At 63.4% G+C, this 19,926-nt stretch carries 18 protein-coding genes and 2 pseudogenes; 12 read left to right on the top strand and 8 right to left on the bottom strand.

Annotation, left to right across the window (positions count from 1 at the left end; all coding sequences use genetic code 11):
* Positions 1-57: 57 nt before the first annotated feature.
* Together AC0L17_RS29115 and AC0L17_RS29110 are read right to left on the bottom strand one after the other, a co-directional pair.
* Positions 58-444 (bottom strand): hypothetical protein, encoded by a 387-nt coding sequence (locus AC0L17_RS29115; protein ID WP_473518311.1) that lies wholly within the window; start codon positions 442-444, stop codon positions 58-60.
* A pseudogene (locus AC0L17_RS29110) lies at positions 441-1,068 on the bottom strand (branched-chain amino acid ABC transporter substrate-binding protein). Before AC0L17_RS29110 ends, AC0L17_RS29115 begins: the two are co-directional and overlap by 4 nt.
* 436 nt (positions 1,069-1,504) lie before the next feature.
* Here AC0L17_RS29110 and AC0L17_RS29105 point away from each other — a divergent pair.
* From AC0L17_RS29105 to AC0L17_RS29080, 6 genes are read left to right on the top strand one after another with little or no spacing between them, the layout of a single operon-like run.
* A complete protein-coding gene (locus AC0L17_RS29105; protein ID WP_473518310.1) occupies positions 1,505-3,589 on the top strand; it encodes a hydantoinase/oxoprolinase family protein in 2,085 nt (694 codons plus the stop codon).
* Positions 3,590-3,599: 10 nt separating this feature from the next.
* On the top strand, positions 3,600-5,267 hold the full coding sequence (locus AC0L17_RS29100) for a hydantoinase B/oxoprolinase family protein (RefSeq protein ID WP_473482162.1): 1,668 nt from the start codon (positions 3,600-3,602) through the stop codon (positions 5,265-5,267).
* Positions 5,264-6,475 carry a pyridoxal phosphate-dependent aminotransferase gene (locus AC0L17_RS29095; protein WP_473518309.1) on the top strand — a complete coding sequence of 404 codons (1,212 nt, stop codon included), beginning with the start codon at positions 5,264-5,266 and terminating at the stop codon, positions 6,473-6,475. The genes AC0L17_RS29100 and AC0L17_RS29095 overlap by 4 nt, the downstream gene beginning before the upstream one ends.
* A gap of 15 nt (positions 6,476-6,490) precedes the next feature.
* Positions 6,491-7,306 (top strand): NAD-dependent epimerase/dehydratase family protein, encoded by an 816-nt coding sequence (locus AC0L17_RS29090; protein ID WP_473518308.1) that lies wholly within the window; start codon positions 6,491-6,493, stop codon positions 7,304-7,306.
* Positions 7,307-7,314: 8 nt separating this feature from the next.
* Positions 7,315-8,508 (top strand): NAD(P)/FAD-dependent oxidoreductase, encoded by a 1,194-nt coding sequence (locus AC0L17_RS29085; RefSeq protein WP_473482156.1) that lies wholly within the window; start codon positions 7,315-7,317, stop codon positions 8,506-8,508.
* Between the two features lie 20 nt (positions 8,509-8,528).
* Positions 8,529-10,214 carry a thiamine pyrophosphate-binding protein gene (locus tag AC0L17_RS29080; RefSeq protein ID WP_473518307.1) on the top strand — a complete coding sequence of 562 codons (1,686 nt, stop codon included), beginning with the start codon at positions 8,529-8,531 and terminating at the stop codon, positions 10,212-10,214.
* 41 nt (positions 10,215-10,255) lie between these two features.
* On the opposite strand, the gene AC0L17_RS29075 is transcribed toward AC0L17_RS29080, so the two are convergent.
* Positions 10,256-10,987: a FadR/GntR family transcriptional regulator gene (locus AC0L17_RS29075; RefSeq protein WP_473482153.1), complete on the bottom strand. Its 732-nt coding sequence runs from the start codon at positions 10,985-10,987 to the stop codon at positions 10,256-10,258.
* A 72-nt stretch (positions 10,988-11,059) separates the two neighbouring features.
* Positions 11,060-14,107, bottom strand: a pseudogene (gene ydiJ / locus AC0L17_RS29070) (D-2-hydroxyglutarate dehydrogenase YdiJ).
* Positions 14,108-14,198: 91 nt separating this feature from the next.
* On the opposite strand from ydiJ, the gene AC0L17_RS29065 reads away from it, so the two are divergent.
* Positions 14,199-14,948: an SDR family NAD(P)-dependent oxidoreductase gene (locus AC0L17_RS29065; RefSeq protein WP_473482147.1), complete on the top strand. Its 750-nt coding sequence runs from the start codon at positions 14,199-14,201 to the stop codon at positions 14,946-14,948.
* On the top strand, positions 14,941-15,687 hold the full coding sequence (locus AC0L17_RS29060; protein WP_473482144.1) for an SDR family oxidoreductase: 747 nt from the start codon (positions 14,941-14,943) through the stop codon (positions 15,685-15,687). The genes AC0L17_RS29065 and AC0L17_RS29060 overlap by 8 nt, the downstream gene beginning before the upstream one ends.
* Here AC0L17_RS29060 and AC0L17_RS29055 read toward each other — a convergent pair.
* The 4 genes from AC0L17_RS29055 to AC0L17_RS29040 form a co-directional block, all read right to left on the bottom strand.
* Positions 15,671-15,820 (bottom strand): hypothetical protein, encoded by a 150-nt coding sequence (locus AC0L17_RS29055; protein ID WP_473482142.1) that lies wholly within the window; start codon positions 15,818-15,820, stop codon positions 15,671-15,673. The genes AC0L17_RS29060 and AC0L17_RS29055 overlap by 17 nt on opposite strands.
* 178 nt (positions 15,821-15,998) lie before the next feature.
* Positions 15,999-16,916, bottom strand: a complete 918-nt coding sequence (locus AC0L17_RS29050) for an aminotransferase class IV (protein WP_473482141.1) — start codon at positions 16,914-16,916, stop codon at positions 15,999-16,001.
* Positions 16,917-16,924: 8 nt separating this feature from the next.
* On the bottom strand, positions 16,925-17,704 hold the full coding sequence (locus AC0L17_RS29045; RefSeq protein WP_473518306.1) for an amino acid ABC transporter ATP-binding protein: 780 nt from the start codon (positions 17,702-17,704) through the stop codon (positions 16,925-16,927).
* Positions 17,705-17,712: 8 nt separating this feature from the next.
* Entirely contained in the window at positions 17,713-18,003 is a 291-nt protein-coding gene (locus AC0L17_RS29040) for a hypothetical protein (protein WP_473482139.1), read from the bottom strand.
* Between the two features lie 38 nt (positions 18,004-18,041).
* On the opposite strand from AC0L17_RS29040, the gene AC0L17_RS29035 reads away from it, so the two are divergent.
* From AC0L17_RS29035 to AC0L17_RS29020, 4 genes are all read left to right on the top strand, one after another.
* A complete protein-coding gene (locus AC0L17_RS29035; RefSeq protein WP_473482137.1) occupies positions 18,042-18,311 on the top strand; it encodes a hypothetical protein in 270 nt (89 codons plus the stop codon).
* The gene (locus AC0L17_RS29030) at positions 18,301-18,585 is read left to right on the top strand and encodes a DUF1612 domain-containing protein (RefSeq protein ID WP_473518305.1); all 285 of its coding nucleotides are present in this window, start codon (positions 18,301-18,303) and stop codon (positions 18,583-18,585) included. Before AC0L17_RS29035 ends, AC0L17_RS29030 begins: the two co-directional genes overlap by 11 nt.
* Positions 18,586-18,589: 4 nt before the next feature.
* Entirely contained in the window at positions 18,590-18,811 is a 222-nt protein-coding gene (locus AC0L17_RS29025; protein WP_473518304.1) for a helix-turn-helix domain-containing protein, read from the top strand.
* Between the two features lie 161 nt (positions 18,812-18,972).
* Complete coding sequence (locus AC0L17_RS29020; RefSeq protein WP_473518303.1) at positions 18,973-19,926, top strand: DUF1403 family protein; 954 nt, start codon at positions 18,973-18,975, stop codon at positions 19,924-19,926.

The raw sequence follows: 19,926 nt of genomic DNA, 5'->3' as shown, positions 1-19,926 counted from the left end.
GTTCATGGGCATGCAGGAGCCGGCCGAACAAAGCCCGACCGGCAGGGTTCAATTCCGTCAGTTTGCGCGGGCCGGATCGCCCTTGTCGTCGAAGGTATAGAAGACGAACTTGAAGTCCTTGACGTCGCCTTTCTCATTCCAGGCGAGGTCGCCAACAGCCGACTTGACCGAGTTGGACTGCAGCCATTTGAGCTGGTCGTCGATGCTGCCGTTCTTGGTTCCCTGCAGCGCCGCGACGATGGCCTGGGCGCTGGCGAAACCGAAGAGCGTGTAGTTGTCGAGAGGCACGTTGGCCTTCTTCAGCGCATCCTGTGCTTCGGCGGCAGCCGGGTCTTCCTTTGGGTCTGCTGCGGACGAGTAGTAGACGTTCTTGAGGTTCTGCGCGCCGCCGGCGGCGGTGACAATTTCCTTTTGGGCGAGTGCGTCACCGCTAACGAATTTCACATCGAGGCCCTGCTCGTGGATTTGGCGATGAGCGGGCCTGCCTCCGGGATGAGGCCGCCGAAGTAGACTGCCTGCGCGCCGGAGCTCTTGATCTTGGTGACAAGCGCGTTGAAGTCGCGCTCACCACGGGTGAGGCCTTCATACAGCACCGGCTCGACGCCCTTTTCGGCAAGTGCCCGCTTGAGCGCGTCGACCAGGCCCTGACCATAGGTATCCTTGTCATGGATCAGCGCGATCCTGTCGAGCTTTAGCGTGTCGAGAATGTACGAGCCGGCGACCACCGCCTGCTGGTCGTCGCGGCCGCAGGAGGTGCGGAACATCGTTTCGAGGCCGCGGTCAGTGACGATCGGGTTTGTGGATGCAGGCGTGATCGTCAATATGCCGGCGTCGTTGTAGATTTCCGACGCAGGGATGGTGCTGGACGAGCAGAAATGGCCGACCACCGCCTGGACCTTGTCCTGATCCACGAGGCGGTTGGCGACCGCCACCGGGCTCACATGCGTCGTCGCCCTTCACGAGCTCGATCTGCCTGCCGTCGATGCCGCCGGACGTGTTCACTTCATTGACGTAGGTGGAGACACCCGTCCAAATCTGTTCGCCGAAGGTGGCGTTGGCCCCTGTCATCGGACCCGCAACCCCGATCTTGATGGCGTCGGCCGCCAAGGCCTGTGCCGCGAACATGGAGGACGCTACCGCGGCGGCAGCGAGATATTTGCGTAAGCGATTCATTTGAACCTTCCCTCTGTTAGGAGACATCCTTGTTGGATCCGTTTTGGGTGCGGGTTCGGCCCGCACTCCGAATATCTTTCCTTTTCGGGTCGGCCGTTTTCGGCCTGATCCTCCGCCCTTGGAGCTTCTCTCCGCTTGGTCGGATCGCGAGGAACGTTGCCCCTTTTAAGTTGACACATATATGATAAGTGCTATATCGAAAGAACGTCAAGCGGAATTATTTCGCTCCGCGCTAGATAAGAAAAAGTAATAGATGTCAGTGCCTTGGAGCATCGCGCAGGCTGGGGTTGAGCGAGGACCGCTTGCTCTCAAAGGCATTTAGGAGATGAGAATGTCGGTACCCGCGGGAGGAAATTGTCGTGTCGGCGTGGACATTGGCGGAACTTTCACCGACATCGCGCTCGATCTCGATGGAGCGCTGCATTCCACCAAGATACTGACCGACTACGCAGCGCCAGAGCGCGCGATCCTGAAAGGCGTGCAGGTGGTGGCGGAGATGGCTGGCATCGAGCTGTCGCAGATCGATATCCTCATCCACGGCACCACGCTCGCCACGAACGCGTTGATCGAACGGCGCGGGGCCAGGACGGCGTTCGTCACCACCGAAGGTTTTCGCGATGTGCTGGAAATGCGCACCGAAAACCGCTTCGAGCAGTACGACCTGAATATTGCTCTTCCGCCCGCGCTGATCGAACGCGCGGACCGCTTCGTCGTGCGCGAGCGAATGGATGCCTCCGGCAAGGTGCTGCTGCCGCTCGACGACGCATCCGTCGATGTTGTGGCCGAACGCATCGCAGCGGGCGGCTATGAAAGCGCGGCGATCGGCTTCATCCATGCCTATGCCAACGGCGGCCATGAAAGGCGGGTGAGGGACGCGCTGCTAAAGCGGTTGCCGGCGCTTTCCGTCTCGATCTCTTCGGAGGTCTCGCCGCAAATGCGGGAGTTCGAGCGCTTCAACACCGTATGCGCCAACGCCTACGTGAAGCCGGCGATCAAATCCTATCTCGACCGCCTCGTCGTCTCCCTCAAGGAGATCGGCGTCGGCTGTCCGGTTTTCATGATCCATTCCGGCGGCGGAATCGTCTCGGTTGAAAGCGCCTCGGAGTTTCCGGTGCGGCTGGTGGAATCCGGCCCTGCGGGCGGCGCGATTTTCGCCGCCGATATCGCCCGCCATCACGGCCTCGACGCGGTGCTTTCCTACGACATGGGCGGCACGACGGCGAAAATCTGCCTGATCGAGAAGCAAGTTCCCAATACCGCGAAGACCTTCGAGGTCGCGCGCACCTATCGCTTTCGCAAGGGCTCAGGCATGCCGATCTCCATTCCGGTGGTGGAGATGGTCGAGATCGGCGCCGGCGGCGGCTCCATCGCCGGGGTCGACGGCATGCGCCAGATTCGCGTTGGTCCACACAGCGCCGGCTCCGAGCCGGGGCCGGCTTGCTATCAGCGCGGCGGCGCGCATCCGACAGTGACCGATGCCGACCTGATGCTCGGCAAGCTCGATCCGGACAATTTCGCCGGCGGGGCGATCACACTGTCCGCCGAGGCGAGTCGCAAGGCAATGCGCGTCGACATCGGCGCCGTGATCGGGCTCGATGCGGAAGCGGCCGCCTACGGCACCTGCGAGATGGTGGACGAGAACATGGCCAATGCCGGCCGGGTCCACGCCGTGGAGAACGGCAAGGACATCTCCGATTTCACTATGATCACCTTCGGCGGTGCCGGCCCGCTACATGCCGCCCGGCTCTGCGAGAAGATGGGTATTTCCAGCTTTCTGGTGCCGCCTGGTGCCGGCGTCGGCTCTGCCATCGGCTTCCTCAGGGCGCCCTTCGGTTATGAAGCGGTCCGCAGTTCGGTATTCCGTCTGTCGCAATTCGATGCGTCGGCGGCGAACCGCCTGATGGAGGCGATGGAGGCCGAGGCCGCAGGGTTCGTCGCCGGGGGGATCGATGATCGCGAACCTGTGATCAAACGTAGCGTGTTCATGCGCTATGTCGGACAGGGATGGGACATTCCAGTCGCCCTGCCGCTTGCCCGCTTCGACGCCGACAGCGCCGCCCGCATAGGCGCACTGTTCGGAGAGGAATATGAGCGCGTCTTCGGTCGCGCCATCGAAGGTCTTGACGTCGAGATCGTCAGCTGGTCGGTCAAGGTCAGCTCACCGCTTCCACCTGTCGCCCGTGTCGAGCCAGTTTCCGAGGGCTCCGTTGTCGCCCCGACGAAGACCCGGCGCCTGTTCGAGGCCGCGCAGAGGGCCTATCTCGAGGCCGGCATTCACGACCGCTCGGCGCTCAACCCCGGCGATGTCGTCAAAGGGCCCGCCGTTATCGTCGAGCGCGAGACCTCGACGGTGCTCACTGCCTCCTTCAGGGCCGTCATCCAGAACGACGGCTGTATCCTGGCCACCCGCACATGAGGACCGGAACATGAACCAGTCCATGATCGACATCCACATGCAGGTGATGTGGAACCGGCTGATCTCGGTGGTCGAGGAGCAGGCGCAAACGCTGATCCGTACCGCTTTCTCCACCTCAGTCCGGGAGGCGGGCGATTTGTCCGCCGGCGTCTTCGACCTTGAAGGCCGCATGCTCGCCCAGGCAGTCACCGGCACGCCAGGCCACGTTAACGCCATGGCCGAATCGGTCGCCCACTTCATCCGCGACATCGGCCCCGAGAACATCTTCGAGGGCGACGTCTACATCACCAACGATCCCTGGAAGGGCACCGGCCACCTGCACGACATCACCGTCGTGACACCCTCCTTCCATCACGGCAGGTTGGTCGGCCACTTCGCATCAACGGCCCATGTGGTCGATGTCGGCGGGCGCGGCTTCGGGCCGGACGCACGCGAGGTCTATGAGGAAGGCCTGTTCATCCCGATCATGAAGTTCTTCGAGCGCGGGGAGCTCAACCGGACCCTCGTCCACATCGTCCGCAACAATGTACGCGAGAGCGACAAGGTGGTGGGCGATTTCCATGCGCTCGCAGCTTGCAACGAAACTGGCCACCGCCGCCTCACCGACATGCTGACGGAATTCAACCTTGCGGATCTCTCACAAATCGGCGGCTTCATCCTGAAACACAGCCGCGAGGCGACGCTGGAGCGGTTGCGTGCGCTGCCGCATGGAAGCTGGTCCTATGGCCTCGACCTCGACGGCTATGACGAACCGGTTCACCTGCAGGCGAAATTGACAATCGGCCCCGATGGAGTGCTGGTCGATCTCGACGGCACCTCGGGTATGAGCAAATTCGGCATCAACGTGCCGCTCGTCTATGCCAAGGCCTATGCCTGCTACGGCATCAAATGCGTCGTGGCGCCTGAAATTCCGAACAATGCTGCCTCGCTGGCGCCGTTCGACATCGTCGCGCCGGAAGGTTGTATCCTCAATGCCAAGCGCCCGGCGCCAGTGGCCGTGCGCCACGTGCTTGGCCATTTCGTGCCGGATCTCGTGCTCGGCGCATTGCATCAGGCGCTGCCCGGCAGGGCGCCAGCCGAAGGCGCGAGCGCGCTCTGGAACCTGCACATGAGTGTGCGGCCGCTATCGGATGAGATCGGTGGTTCCGGCGCAGAGATCCTGATGTTCAACTCCGGCGGTTCCGGCGCGCGCCCCACGCTCGACGGGCTGAACGCCACGGCGTTTCCGAGCGGCGTCCACACCATGCCGATCGAGGCGACCGAGAATGTCGGCCCCATTATCGTCTGGCGCAAAGAACTGCGAGAGGGTTCGGGTGGCGCCGGCGAGTATCGCGGCGGCCTCGGCCAGACCATCGAGATCGCGGCGGCCGACGGCTACGGTTTCCGTTTTTCGGCCATGTTCGACCGCCTCAACCATCCGGCCCGGGGTCGCGACGGCGGCAAGGACGGTGCGCCGGGATCGGTATCGCTCGACGACGGAACGGTCCTGCGCGGCAAGGGCCTGCAATTCGTGCCGCCGGCGCGTCGTCTGGTGCTCCAGCTTCCGGGCGGCGGCGGCTTCGGTGATCCCGCGAAGCGTCCGGCGGCGGCGCTCGAGCACGACCTCAAGCACGGCTACCTCACCGGCGAACAGGTCGAAATCCACGGCAAGGCCAGCATACGGAAGCCAAAAGGATGAACATGATCGCTTTTGAGAGCAAGCGGGCCGCGACGATCAAATCGTCGCCCTCAATGGCGGTGTCCATGACAGCCAAGGCGATGCGCGCCAAGGGGGAAAGCGTCGTCGACCTGTCGCTCGGCGAGCCGGATTTCGATACGCCTGCCCATGTGGTTCAGGCCGCCATCGACGCAATGCGGCGCGGCGTGACACGCTATACCGGACCGGACGGGCTTCCAGAGCTGCGCGAGGCGATCGTTGCCAAGTTCAAGCGCGAGAACGGGCTGGACTATGCGATCGACGAGATCTCCATCGGCAACGGCGCCAAGCAGATCTTGTTCAACGCTTTCCTCGGCACGCTGGAGCCTGGCGACGAGGTGATCGTCCCGGCACCCTATTGGGTGTCTTACACCGACATCATCATCCTGCATGGCGGCGTGCCGAAAATCGTTTGCTGCGGCGTCGAGGATGCCTTCAAGCTCGCGCCGGAACGGTTGGAGGCTGCCATCACGCCGAAGACGCGGTGGTTCCTGTTCAACTCGCCGTCTAATCCAACCGGGGCGATCTACAGCGCCGAGGAACTGAGGGCGCTCGGCGCGGTTCTGACGCGGCATCCGCGCGTTGCCATCATGTCGGACGAGATCTACGAGCATATTGTATGCGGCGAAGTACCGTTCGCCTCGTTCGCGGCAGCCTGCCCCGACTTGCGCGAGCGAACGCTAATTGTCAACGGCGTCTCCAAGGCTTACGCCATGACCGGCTGGCGGCTGGGTTATGCCGCCGGGCCAAAAAGCCTGACCAAGGTGCTGAACAAGCTCCAGTCGCAGAGCACGACTTGCCCGTCGTCGATCACTCAGGCCGCCGCCGTTGCGGCGCTCAATGGCCCACAGGACTTCGTCAGCAAGGCTGTCGAGGAATACAAGGTGCGCGGCGCGCTGGTGACGAAGAGTTTCGGAGCCATCCCGGGCTTGGAAGTGCGGGCGCCTGACGGAGCCTTCTACCTGTTCCCTAAATGCGAACCCCACATAGGCAAGACCACTCCCGACGGAACGACGATTGCCAATGACGCGGAACTGGCATCCTACCTCCTGAAAGCGGGCAAGGTCGCAACGGTGCCGGGGGCAGCGTTCGGCATCGAACCCTACATCCGCCTGTCCTTTGCGACGTCGAGCGACAATCTGACCGCCGCCGCCGAACGTGTCGCCGATGCGCTGGCGCGGCTCCGATAACGGAAAGAAGAGCCCATGACGGATTTTCAACGAACCCTGCTCACCGGCGCCGCGGGTGCGCTCGGAACGGAGCTCAGGAAATCGGGAACGCAGCTCGGCAAGGTCGTGCGCCTTTCCTCGCTCGGACCTTGCGAAAACCTCGCCCCGCACGAGGAAGACGCGCCAGCGGATCTTTCGGATTTCGAGGCCGTGTCGGCGGCTGTGAAGGGATGCGACGCCATCGTTCACATGGGCGGGCAGGGCCTGGAAGCGCCGTGGAAGGCCATCCTCAACAACAACATCATCGGCACCTACAACGTCTATGAGGCGGCGCGGCGCCATGGCGTGAAGCGCATCGTCTATGCCAGCTCGGTGCATGCCATCGGCTATTATGAGCGCACGGAAACAATCGACGCCAATGTGCCGACGCGGCCGGACAGCCTCTATGGCGTGTCCAAGACCTTCGTGGAGAATCTCGGGCGATTTTATTTCGACAAGTTCGGCATCGAAACCATCTGCCTGCGCATCGGTTCGTCTTATCCGGAGCCGGCAGATCGCCGCCATCTGATAACATGGCTTTCCTATCGCGACTGCCGCCAACTGGTCGAAAGGAGCCTGTCAGCTCCGCGGGTCGGCTTCATGATCGCTTACGGCATGTCGAACAACAGTGAGTCCTTCTGGGACAATCGCACGGCCAGCATCCTCGGCTACAAGCCGCAGGACAGCGCGGACGATTATCGCGAGAAAGTAATCGCCAGTACTCCCCAGGGCGATCCGAACGATCCCGCGATTCGTTTTCAGGGCGGCTTCTTCTGTGCCCTCGGCCATCCCGACGACGACGAGCAGAAGTGAGCGCTGTCATGCAGGCATCCAAGGCATCCTACGATGTCGTGATCGTCGGCGGCGCCGTGGTCGGCAGCGCGACGGCCTATTTCCTGGCGACGAATCCGGATTTCAAGGGCTCGGTGCTGGTGGTCGAGAAAGACTGGACCTTCCAGCGCTCAGCGACCGCGCTGTCCTCGAGCTCGATCCGCCATCAGTTCTCCAACGCGATCAACGTCCAGGTCTCGCAATTCGGGACGCAGTTCATCCGCAGTTTCAAGGAGAACGTCGCGGTCGACGACGACACTCCGGAAATCGGCTTCCACGAGAACGGCTACCTGTTCCTTGCCGAGGACGAGCGGGGCAGCGAGGTGTTACGTCGCAACCATGCAACGCAGGCGGCGTGCGGGGCGGAGGTGACGTTGTTCGACGTCGACACGCTCGGCCGCCGCTTCCCCTGGCTCAACCTCGACGGTCTGTCACTCGGGAGCTACGGCGAGCGCGGCGAAGGCTGGTTCGACAGTTCGGCGCTGATGCAGGGCTTTCGCAGAAAGGCCCGCGCCCTTGGCGTCGAATATATCGAGGACGAAGTCGTGGCGGTGAACCGTGCCGGCGACTGCATCGTCTCGGTAACCACGAAAAGCGGCCAGACGATCGGCTGCGGCACGCTCGTGAACACGTCCGGCACCAACGGCAAGAAGGTCGCCCGCATGGCCGGCCTCGACATTCCCGTCGAGCCGCGCCGGCGTTCGCTCTTCGTGGTCGACTGCCGTACGCCGCTCGAAGGAAAGGTGGGGCTTACCATCGACCCGACCGGCGTGTTCTTCCGCCCCGAGGGCAAATTCTACCTGATGGGCACCTATCCCAAGCACGACCCGGAAGTGGATCCTAACGATTTCGCGGTCATGCACGACGAGTTCGAGGACGAAATCTGGCCGATCCTCGCCAACCGGGTGCCCGCCTTCGAGGCGATCAAGGTCGTGAATGCCTGGGCCGGGCACTATGACTACTGCACGCTCGACCACAACGTCATCCTCGGCCCACATACCGAGGTGGGGAACTTCCTCTTCGCCAACGGTTTTTCCGGCCATGGACTGCAGCAGGCGCCGGCCATGGGCCGGGGCCTGAGCGAACTCATCACTTATGGCGGGTTCCGGACCCTCGATCTTTCGCCATTCGGCTTCGAACGCGTGGTCGCTAATCGGCCTTTCCTCGAAGACGCGGTCATCTAACTCAAACACGGGTCAAGACGATGAAAACTGAGTGTGGAAGCCGCAGCGGCGGACAGGTACTGATCGATCAGTTGCGCATCCACGGTGTAGAGCGCGCGTTCTGCGTGCCCGGCGAAAGCTATCTCGATGTGCTCGACGCGCTGCACGATGCCGCCGATGCCATCGAACTCATCGTGTGCCGGCAGGAAGGCGGGGCGGCGTACATGGCCGAAGCCTATGGCAAGCTGACCGGCAAGCCCGGCATCTGCTTCGTAACGCGCGGCCCGGGTGCGACCAACGCCTCGGTAGGCGTGCATACCGCCTTCCAGGATTCCACGCCGATGATCCTGTTCGTCGGCCAAGTGGCGCGCGACCAGATGGAGCGCGAGGCTTTCCAGGAAATGGACTACCGCCGCATGTACGGTCAGATGGCGAAATGGGTGGTCGAGATCGAGGACGCGGCGCGCATTCCCGAATTGATCAGCCAGGCGTTTCATCGCGCCGTCAACGGCCGACCCGGTCCCGTGGTCGTGGCGCTGCCTGAAGACATGCTCACCGATCAGGTGACGGCCGATGACGTGCCGGCCTACAAGCGCGTCGAAGCCTACGCGGGCGAGCCGCAGCTTGAGGAACTGATGTCGGTGCTTGCCAAGGCGGAGCGGCCGATGCTTGTCGCCGGAGGAGGCGGCTGGACCGCCCAAGCGGTCGCGGACCTCAAGGCCTTCTCGGAAGCCTTCTGCCTGCCCGTCGCGGCCTCGTTCCGCTGCCAGGACCTGTTCGACAACACTCACCCGAACTACGCAGGCGACCTCGGCCTCGCCGCCGGGCCGAAGCTGATCCAGCGAATGAAGGACAGCGATGTCCTCATCTCCATCGGCGCGCGGCTCGGCGAAATGACGACCGGCGGCTACACGCTGATCGACATTCCGGTGCCGAAGCAGACCTTCATTCATGTCCATCCCGGTGCCGAGGAACTTGGGCGCGTCTACCACGCGGCTCTGCCCGTCAACGCCAGCGTCGCCGGGTTCCTGTCCCAGGCGCGTCGTCTGAAACCAGCGACCCCTCCCGTCCGGAAGGCATGGACCGAGGCAGCTCACGCCGACTATCTCGACAACCTGAGGCACCCGAAAATTCCCGGTCCGGTGCAGATGGGCGAGATCATGGAATGGCTGCGTGGCCATCTCGCGCCCGACGCGATCCTGACGACGGGTGCGGGCAACTATTCCGCTTGGGCGCACCGGTTCTATCAGTACCGCACATTCCGCACGCAGCTCGGCCCAACCAATGGCTCCATGGGCTACGGCGTGCCCGCGGCGATCGCCGCCAAGCTCACCGCACCGGGGCGTGAAGTCGTGGCCTTCGCCGGCGACGGCTGCTTCCTGATGAACGGTCAGGAACTGGCGACCGCCATGCACTACGATGCGCGCGTGATCTTCCTCGTCATCAACAACGGCATGTACGGCACGATCCGCATGCACCAGGAGCGCAACTATCCCGGCCGCGTTTCGGGCACGCGGCTAACCAACCCGGATTTTGCGGCGCTGGCCCGCTCCTACGGACTGCATGGCGAAACGGTGGAAAAGACGGAAGACTTCGCCGAGGCATTCAAGTGTTGTGAGGCGTCCAGAAAGCCGGCACTCATCGAGATCCGGATCGATCCGGAGGCGCTGACGCCGAAGATGAGCCTGACGCAGATCCGCGAGCAGGCGATCGCACAAGGTAGGTAGCCGCAGCCGGAGGCGCCGGCAAAAGGCCGGCACCGACCTCCTCAATCCCCCGACATCGCGCTCGCCGGCTCGTCGAGCATGGCGCGATAGCGGTTCAGGCTCTCTTCCAGATGGGCCACGAGCGCGTTCCTGGCCGCTTTGGCATCGCCTTGTGTTATGGAGGCGAGGATGGCCGAGTGTTCGCGATTGATCTTCTTCAGATAAGCTTGATGCGCGCGGGCCGACTGGCGGTGCTTCAGCACAAGGTCGAAATTGATCTCGGCGAAGACGGCTTCGAGGAAATGCTGAAAGTGCGGATTGCGCGTCGCCTTGGCAATGGCAAGATGGAAGTCGAAATCGGCCCGCGCCTCGACCTCAACATCGTCCGTTTCCAACCTGTCCAGATGATCGTAGGCTCTGGCGATCTCAGCCAGGGCCTCCGGAGTTCGCCGCGCCGCGGCCAGCGCCACGGACTGCATCTCGACCCCCAGCCTCAGTTCCAGGATCTGCATGGCCGAGCGGATATCGTCGATGCGGCTGATCTCGAAATGGAGTGTCTTGGCGTCCTTTTCGGTGACGTAGACGCCGGCCCCCTGGCGTGCCGTGACGCGGCCGCCGATCTTGAGCGAGGTCAGGGCTTCACGGATCACTGTGCGGCTGACACCGAATTCCTCGCAAAGCTGGGCACTCGACGGTATCTTCTCGCCGGGCGTATATAGACCCGAATCGATGCGCGAGGTGAGTTGCGCCGCGACGATTTCTGCGAGGTTGCCGCGTTGCGCTATGATTGCCAAAGCCAATCCTCCAAGCGTCGATTTCGGTACGCGCCAATCTAGCACATATCACATATCATGCTAGCTGGCAGATCAGCCACCTTTGCTGTCGGTGATCCTGGCGTTGATGACCTGGATTGGATGAGGAGTCGAGCGCCCGCTGATCTGCTTGGCCTGCGATCTGCAGGAGTAGCCGGTTGCCATCAGCACCTCATTTTGCCCAGCCGTGGCGAGCTCAGCGGCCCAGCTCATGGTATAGATCGTCTCCGAAAGCGCGCGGTTGCGCACCTCGTGCCCGAAGGTGCCGGCCATACCGCAGCAACCGATCTCGGCCAATGTGAGGCGGATGCCGAGCTTGCCGAAAACCGCGGACCACTGGCCTTGCGCTGATGGTACACGTTGGTGCGCTTCGTACAATGTGCCATCAGCTTGAAGACGCTATCGTCTGCGACATCTTGTGCCGGCTCCAGCCGGTCCAGATTGGCGGCCAACCATTCTTGAGGCAGTAACACCCTTGCGCGGGTCCGTGTGGAGGGGGCAGTTGCATATTCGCTGCGGTAGGTCAGCGTCATCGAAGGATCGATGCCGACCAGCGTGACACCGGTGTCGGCCAGGTCGTCCAGATGGCGGGCCGTCTTGGCTGCAATTTTTTCGAACGCGCCCAGATAGCCATGGACGTGGAGTGCCTTGCCGTTGTGCCAGGCGGCCAACAGCAGCGGCGCGAATCCCATTCTCCTTGCCAGATCGACCGTGTCGAGCACGACCTGCGGATCGAAATGCGAGGTGAACGCATCCGCCACGAAGACCACCGTGCGGGCGCGCTCTTCCGGGGGCAGCCGCAGCAGGTGCTCCTGTGTCGCGACGCCGATGCCTCTCCGCGCCAGTTCACGTGCGAGCGAGACGGGCGGCATGACCGGCAGCGCCGTCAGGCCCACGAGCCGCATGATCGCCCCGCCGGCGGCGGAGCCGACGAAGGCGTTGTAGAGGGGCTTTAGCCGCGCCATCCACGGCAGCGTCGTCTCGATCGCCGCCACGATCGGGTCCTTCAGCGGCCGCAGATAGCGCCCATAATACAGCTCAAGGAATTTCGCGCGGAAGGCCGGCACGCTTACCTTGACGGGGCACTGGCCTGAGCAGGCCTTGCAGGCCAGGCACGTGTCCATGGCCGCGCGCACCTCGTGGGAGAAGTCACGGCGATTGGCAGGGTTCACGGAATTCCAGGTCCGGGCGACAATCCGGGCAAGCGGGTTCGTACGCCGCAGAAGTTGCGCCTCGGCGCGAGGATCCAGGCCTTGCAAGGCAAGCAGGCGCAACCATTCGCGCATTAGTGAGGCGCGGCCCTTAGGCGAGAAACGCCGGTCGCGCGTACCCTTGTAGGAGGGACACATCACGCTCTTCTCGTCAAAATCGAAGCAGGCACCGTTGCCGTTGCAATAGGCGGCGTTGTCGAATGCCGCGCGAATTTCATTGCCGATGACGCGGTCGAAGTCGCCACGCAGCGGGACCTCGTCGATCTTGAGAAGCGGGCTCGTGCCAGGCGCGGCGATCTTGCCGGGATTGAGCTGGTTACGAGGGTCGAAGACACGCTTGATCTCCTGTAGGCCGGGATAAAGATCGCCGAAGAATTCGGGTACGTATTCGGAACGCGCGCCTTTGCCATGCTCTCCCCACAACACCCCGCCATATTTGCGCGCCAGCGCCACCACCCTGTCGCTGATACGCCGCACGAGCTGAACATGATCATCCCGCGTGAGGTCGAGCGCCGGACGCACGTGCAGCACGCCAGCATCGACATGACCGAACATGCCGTAGTCGACGCCCTCGCCGTCCAGGATTGAACGAAACTCGCGGATATAGGCGGCGAGATTTTCCGGTGGCACCGCGGTATCCTCGACAAAGGCGACCGGCCGCACCGGTCCCTCGACATTGCCGAGCAGGCCGACCGCCCGTTTGCGCATCGTCCAGATCGCCTCGATCTCGTTTCTTTCGCGCGTCACCGTGTAGCCGCCGCGGCCGAGCTGAAAGCTGGCACCCAGCCGGGACACGATCTCGGAAAGCTTGCGAGAGAGTTCGGTTGGGTCGTCAGTTAACACCTCGACGATATTGATGCCATTCGCGGGGCCGGAAGCGTCGTCGGGAAAGAAGTGTGCAATCTCCGCCCAGGCCGCGTCGCCCTTGGCAAGGCGCAGCACCTTTTCGTCCACCGTCTCCACCGAAGCCACCCCTCAGCGCGATGAGGTTGCGGGCGTCTTCCAGCGCGGTGTTGAAATTGTCGTAGCGAATGTTGATGAGAGCCGAGCAGGCCGGAATCGGCAGCAGGTTCAGTTCCGCCTCAGCGATCATCGCCAGCGTTCCCTCAGAGCCGCACAGCGTGGCGTTGAGATCGAAGCGGCCGTCCGCGCGCCTGAGGTGCGCGAGATCGTAGCCCGTCATGAAGCGGTTCAGCTTCGGGAAGGTTTGGGCGATCAACAGCCTCCTCTCGCGTTCGATCCGGTCGAGAACCCGGTGGATTTCTCCTATCCGGTCGCTGCGGCGCTGCACGTTCTCCAGTTCCGCCCTCTTGAGCGGCCGCGACCACCAGTCGGTGCCGTCCGTCAGAACCACCCGCAGGCCGAGCACGTGGTTGCTGGTCTTGCCGTAGATGCAGGAACCCTGGCCGCTCGCGTCGGTCGAGATCATGCCGCCGATCGTCGCCCGATTCGAGGTCGACAATTCCGGAGCGAAGAACAGTCCGTACGGCTCCAGCGCCCGGTTGAGCTGGTCCTTGACGACGCCACATTCGACTCGGGCGACGCGACGGATCGGATCGATGTCGAGTATCCGGTTCATATGTCGGGAGCAGTCGACGACGATTCCGGCTGTCAGCGACTGGCCGTTGGTGCCGGTGCCACCGCCGCGAACCGAGATGGCGGCGTGCGCAAATTCCGGCCGGCTCAGCAAGCCGGCAACGACTTTCAGGTCGTCCGTTCCGCGAGGAAACACAATACCCGCCGGCTGAACCTGATAGATCGAGTTGTCTGTTGAGAACACCGTCCGGTTGTCGCTTCTCGTTTCAGTTTCGCCACGGAAGCCCGTTTCCACCAAGCGCTCGAAGAAAGCGTTTTCGGGCCGTCGGCGTGCTTGAGAGAGGCGAGGTATCATGCGCTGCTCGGATATCGCTTGAGATTTGAGAAGTTAACATATAAGTGATATCATACCAATAGCATCGCATTACCGAAAGCCCGGAGATGGTATGAAGGACCAGACTGTTGTGATCGTCGGTGGCGCTTCCGGCCTTGGGCTCGCGACAGCCAGACTGATGATCGAGCATGGCGTCGGCAAGCTAGGGCTGGTCGACAGGAATGGTGATTTGCTGGCCAAGGCTGCCGAAGACCTCGCCGGGCAGGGCGCCGACGTCGCCACCGCATGCGCCGACATTTCGAGGGCCGAGACCGGCCACACCGGATTCAACGAGATCGCGGGCAAGCTCGGCCGTGTCCATGCGCTGGTCAACAGCGCGGCGATCTATCCGCGCAAGCCGATCCTCGACATCACCGACGATGAATGGGACCTCGAGAACGCCGTCAACATCAAGGGCACCTACCATATGATGGTCGCGGCAGTCAGGCATATGCGCCAATATGTGAGTCCACCTGAGGTGACCGGGCGCATCGTCAACGTCACCTCGGTCGACGCCTTCAAAGCGCATCCGCAAAACGCCCATTACGCGGCCACCAAGGCGGCTGTCGTCAGTCTGACCAAATCCTTCGCCGAAGAATGCGCAAACGATCAAATCCTCGTCAATTCCGTCGCGCCAGCCGGCTTCGCGACTGATAGGGCGAAGGAACTCGGATTCCTGTCGGAACTGGCCAGGGCGAGTGCCCTCGGCCGAGCCGCTGAGCCGAAGGAAATGGCCGAATGGATCGTCATGATGGCAAGCCACCGCAACACTTACGCGACCGGCGAGAACGTCGTCGTCAGCGGAGGCTACATTTATGTCTGAGAACTCACCCTACCGCACCGCGCTCGTCACGGGCGCGACCAGCGGGATCGGCCGGTCCATAGTTCTGCGCTTGAGGGAACGTGGCCTTGTCGTTCATGCGGTCGGGCGCAACGAAAGTCAGTTGAGCGAACTCGCCAGCCTCAGCGGCGCGGTTCCGGTCATCGCGGACGTCCGCGACACCTGGGCAATCGTCAATGCCTTGGGCGGCGTCGAAGTCGATATCCTCGTCAACAACGCAGGCATTCTCTCCAGTCGCGCGGCTTTTCACGAAATCGATCCCGCTGAGATCGACGCCATGATCGACGTCAATCTGAAAGCCCCGATGCACCTGACCCGAGCCTTCCTGCCTGGGATGGTGACGCGCAAGCGCGGCCACCTTGTCTTCATCGGCTCAAGCGGTGGCCAGGCGCCATATCCTTCCATGGCTGCCTACGGCCCCTCCAAGGCGGGCCTAAGCCTGTTTTGCGACAATCTGCGCTGCGACTTGCTCGGTACGTCGGTTCGTATCAGCGAAATCGTGCCGGGCCGTGTCCAGACACAACTCTACCGGACGTCTATACCGGACCATCAGGCGGCGGCCCTTCTTTACGACGACTACCGCCCGATACAGCCGGAACACATCGCGCAGATCGTCAGCGACGTGATCGATCTCCCGGTCTTCGTGGACGTGGCGCGCGTCGAGGTTTTCCCTACCGACCAGGCGACCGGCGGCGGCACGATGGTCAAGCATCGGCAATAGCGGTCGGCAGCGAACCCAAGAAGCAGTGATGCCTCCGAAGTTGCCGCACATAGCCGAAACGGTCGATGGCGAAGATCCAGTACCAACCCTCGTGCCGCACGAGCATCGCGTTGCGATTCTGAACGATGTTCATGCCCGGCCACTCCGCCCGGTGGACACCCCGGCGCGTCTGCTTCGTTTCGCAGTCCTGTCCACCGAGATCTAAAGCCGACGAAGCCACGGTCGAAGGCATCCAGCGCAACGTTCGCCTCTTGGTCGCCGCCGGCGACACGGTCTTCGAGCTGTGCTTCGCAGAGCACGAACTTCGGTCGTCAGTCCAGGCGGTTCGCGTCGGCGTGCTCCCAGTAGATTCGGGAAATCTCGCGCGTCAAAGGCCCTGGCTTGCCGTCACCGATCATATGCCCGTCGACGTGTGCAACCGGCGTGACCCCGCCCAGAGTGCCGGTGACGAAGGCTTCGTCGGCCGAGTAGGCCTGGACGAGCGTGAAATCCTTCTCGAAAGACGGCCCGCAATGTTCGCCGAAAAGCCGGACGATGTGGGAACGCGTGATGCCGTTGAAGCTGTAAAGCCCGCGCGACGTCCACAGTTCGCCCTTGCGCACGATGAAGAAATTCGTGGAGTTGCAGCTTGCGACGAACCCTTGCGGGTCGAGCATCAACGCCTCGTCAGCGCCGGCCGCGATCGCCTGGACCAGCGCCTGGATGAGATTGAGACGGCTGTGCGAATTGAGCCGCAAGTCGAACGCGTCGGGCGACGAGCAGCGGAAGGTCGATGTGAACAGTTTCAGCCCCGCTTCCGCGAACTGGCCGCGCGGCCGCTTGATCTCCGCCACGATGACCACGGTCGCTCCCCCCAGCGTGAAGCGCGGATCCTGGTTCGGAGTGGACTTGCGGCCGCGCGTGATCATCAGACGGATGTGCGTGTCGGTGGTGAAGCCGTTCTTCACGCAGGTCTCCATTAGCGCTCGCGTGACCTCCTCGCGCGTCATGCCGATCTCGAGGCTGATGGCGCGTGCACCCTCGAAGAGCCGATCGAGATGCGCGTTGAGCGAAAGCAGCTTTCCGTTAACGAGCCGCAACCCTTCCCACACGCCGTCACCGAGCACGAAACCGGCATCGAAGACCGACACCACGGCGTTTTCGCGGTGGACGAACTCTCCGTTCACATAGATCAGTGCGTTGTCGTTGCGGACGTCGCCGTCGTAGCTTTGTGCACTTGTGTAACCCATCATGGCCCTCACAGTGAAAATTCCGAGGAGCGGTCAATGAACGCTCTTGTCCGGGCGTGCTTCGGCGCCCGGAAGATTTCCTCGGCCGTCCCTTCCTCGTGAACCACGCCGTCGGCCAGAAAAAGCACGCGCGTGGCGAAGCGGTAGGCGAAGCCGAGCTCGTGCGTGACGAGCAGCATCGTGCGCCCTTCTTCGGCAAGGCCGAGGATGGTGCGCAGCACCTCGCCCACAAGTTCCGGGTCGAGCGAGGATGTCGGCTCGTCGAACAACATCACCTCCGGCTGCATGGCAAGGGCCCGCGCAATGGCCACCCGCTGCTGCTGACCGCCCGAGAGGCGGCGGGGATAGACTTCGATCTTGTCGGTCAGCCCGACGCGGTCGATCTCACCGATTGCGCGTTCGCGCGCCTCGGATTTCCGCATGCGGTCGACGGTGACCAGCCCTTCCATGACGTTTTGCAGAACCGTCATGTGCGGGAAGAGGTTGAACTGCTGGAACACCATGCCGACGCGTCGGCGCACGGCGCAGAGATCGCGTTCCGGATAGTCGACCTGTCCGTTGGCGCGCGGCCGCCCGACACGCTCGCCCGTTAGTTCCACTGTTCCCAGGGTCGGCAATTCCATGAAGTTGAGGCATCGCAGCAGCGTCGATTTGCCCGAACCACTTCCGCCGATGATGGCCAGGCGCTCACCTGGCATCACTGTCAAGTCGATGCCCTTGAGCACGTCGAGCTTGCCGAAGGATTTGTGCAGCCCGGTGCATTTGAGTGCGGCCACGGCTTGGGTCATCGCTCGCCTCAAGATGCACGCGCCATGCGTCGCTCAAGAACAAGCGAGGCAAGGCTGAGCGGATAGATGATGAGGAAGTAGATGACGCCGACCGCCGTGAGGATCTCCAGCGGACGGTAGAAGGTCGAGGAAAGCAGCCTACCCTCGTACATCAATTCATGCACGCTGAGCACGGAGGCGAGCGAGGTCACCTTGGCGACCTCGACGGCCCGATTGGTGAAGGCGGGAAGCATGCGCTGGACGACCTGCGGCAGGATCACGCGGCGCATGACGGCGGCGCGGCTCATGCCGATCGCCATCGCGCCCTCGTTCGACCAAAGTGTTGGAAGACGGAGCGATGCCGGCGGCTGGAAAGCCGGCCTCGGGGATCGGCCGGCAGCCGCAAAACGGCCTCGTCTACGATCTCGACTGGGACGAGGACGCTGGCCGCGGCGGCTCAGCGGCGCCAGCGGAGGGTGGCCGGGAAGGGGAGCGGGCTTTTGGCCCGGATCTGGAGGCCGGCGAACTGGGCGAGGCGGACGAGTCGGATCCGCTGGCGGAAGAATTTGCGGCGATCGACGCGGTGCTCGAGCGCACGCCTGGCCGAGTGGCAGGGCGTGCTCGCTGACACCCGGGAACTGCCCACGGTCCTGCGCGCCGCGATCCTGCTCGAGGCTTGGTCCGAGATCGATGTGCTGCAGCATGCTGCTTGGCTGGGGCATCTGCTCGTGGCCGCGCTGCTGCGGCAGGAAGGGCTCGCCGCGGGTCATCTCGCCTCACTGCATCTCGGTGCCAAAAACATTCCGCGGGAGCGCAGGCGAGCACGGTTGCGGAGCGACCGCCTGTTGGCGTTTGTCGGTGCCATCCAGGAAGCCGCGCTGGCTGGAGAAGGAGCACGATAGACTCGTGCTCGCGAAAAGCCAGATGGAGCGGCGGTTGCGTGAACGCCGCGCCAACTCAAAGTTGTCCGACCTGGTCGAGCTCGTGCTCTCCCGGCCGATCGTCTCCACAGGCATGATCCGAGACCGGCTAAAAGTCTCGAAGCAGGGCGCACTCAACCTTGTCGGCGAGCTCAGCTTGCGCGAAATGACGGGGAGGGGAAGGTTTCGAGGATGGGGGTTGATTTGAGACTAGAGGCGGCAAGGTCGATGCCTTGGTCACACGCGAGGGACGAGAGGCGTAACTGACTGATAATGCAACATTATCATTCGTTTTATGTCCACGACAGGCTGTGCGTTTTGGTGTGAAATTAATCGCCAAAAGCGCACCGGCACTTTACCCTCCAAATCATGATTCGCCTCGATCCCGCGACCGCCAGCCTCGCCGCGCCGCCAACCGTGCCGGTCTGGGCGCTCGCCGCCGGCAGCAGGCCGAGCGACGCCGACGCCGCCTTCCAGGCCGGCGCCGCCCTAAGCGCCCTCGACGACCTCGCCCGGGCGCCGCCTGCCTGGGCTGGCGCCTGGCGGCAGCGGCTGGCGCTCAACTGCGCCGCCGCCAGCATGCGGCTCGCCGGCCGCGCCGAGGACGCGGCCGCCCTGCGCGATGCCTGGCACCTGCGCCCGGCCGGCGCCGATCCCGGTCCCGCCGGCGCCATCCTCGGCGGCTGGCGGCAACTGGCGCTGCAGCCGCCCGCCGCCAGCGCCGATCGGCTCGAAAGGATCGTCGACCAGCTGGGTCTCCATTGGGACGGCGCGGCTTTAGCTGACCTCTCCACGGAGATAGGAAAAGTGGCGGGGTCGCAGCGGCCGGCGCCGTTCGCCGCTGCGGCGATCGCCGCCCGCGTCGTCGCCATGCGACCGGATTGCGAGCTTCTTGCCTGGTGGCTGGCCGACTTGGTGCTGGCGCAAAGCCTGCGCTGGCCGCGGCCACTGCCGCTCCTGATGGCGCAGGCCTTTGGTCCGGCGTTCCGTGGTGAGCCCGGCGGCAAGCGCATCCGACCCGGCGAAAAAGGTTTCGAGCGCGCGGTCTGCGTCGCGCTGGTTCCAGCGGCGGCGGAGGCCTGCCGGCTCGCCACAGAGCTTGCCCGGCGGGCGGAGCGGCTTATCGCCGTCGCGCCGAAGCTCCGAGCAAAGGGGGCGGGCGATGTGGTTTTTTTGCTCCTGAATGAAGACGCCGTCTCCGGCTCGCTGACGTCGAAAAACCTGTCGCGTTTTGCGGCGAGGCGGCTGTTCGAGCGGCTGCAACAATTGGGTGCCGTGCGCGAGCTTTCCGGTCGCACCACTTTTCGGCTGTTTGGACTTTAG

The sequence above is a fragment of the Mesorhizobium sp. WSM4829 genome, from assembly GCF_055811475.1.
Note: the sequence above shows the minus strand (reverse complement) of the source record. Positions and strands in the feature narration are given on the sequence as shown.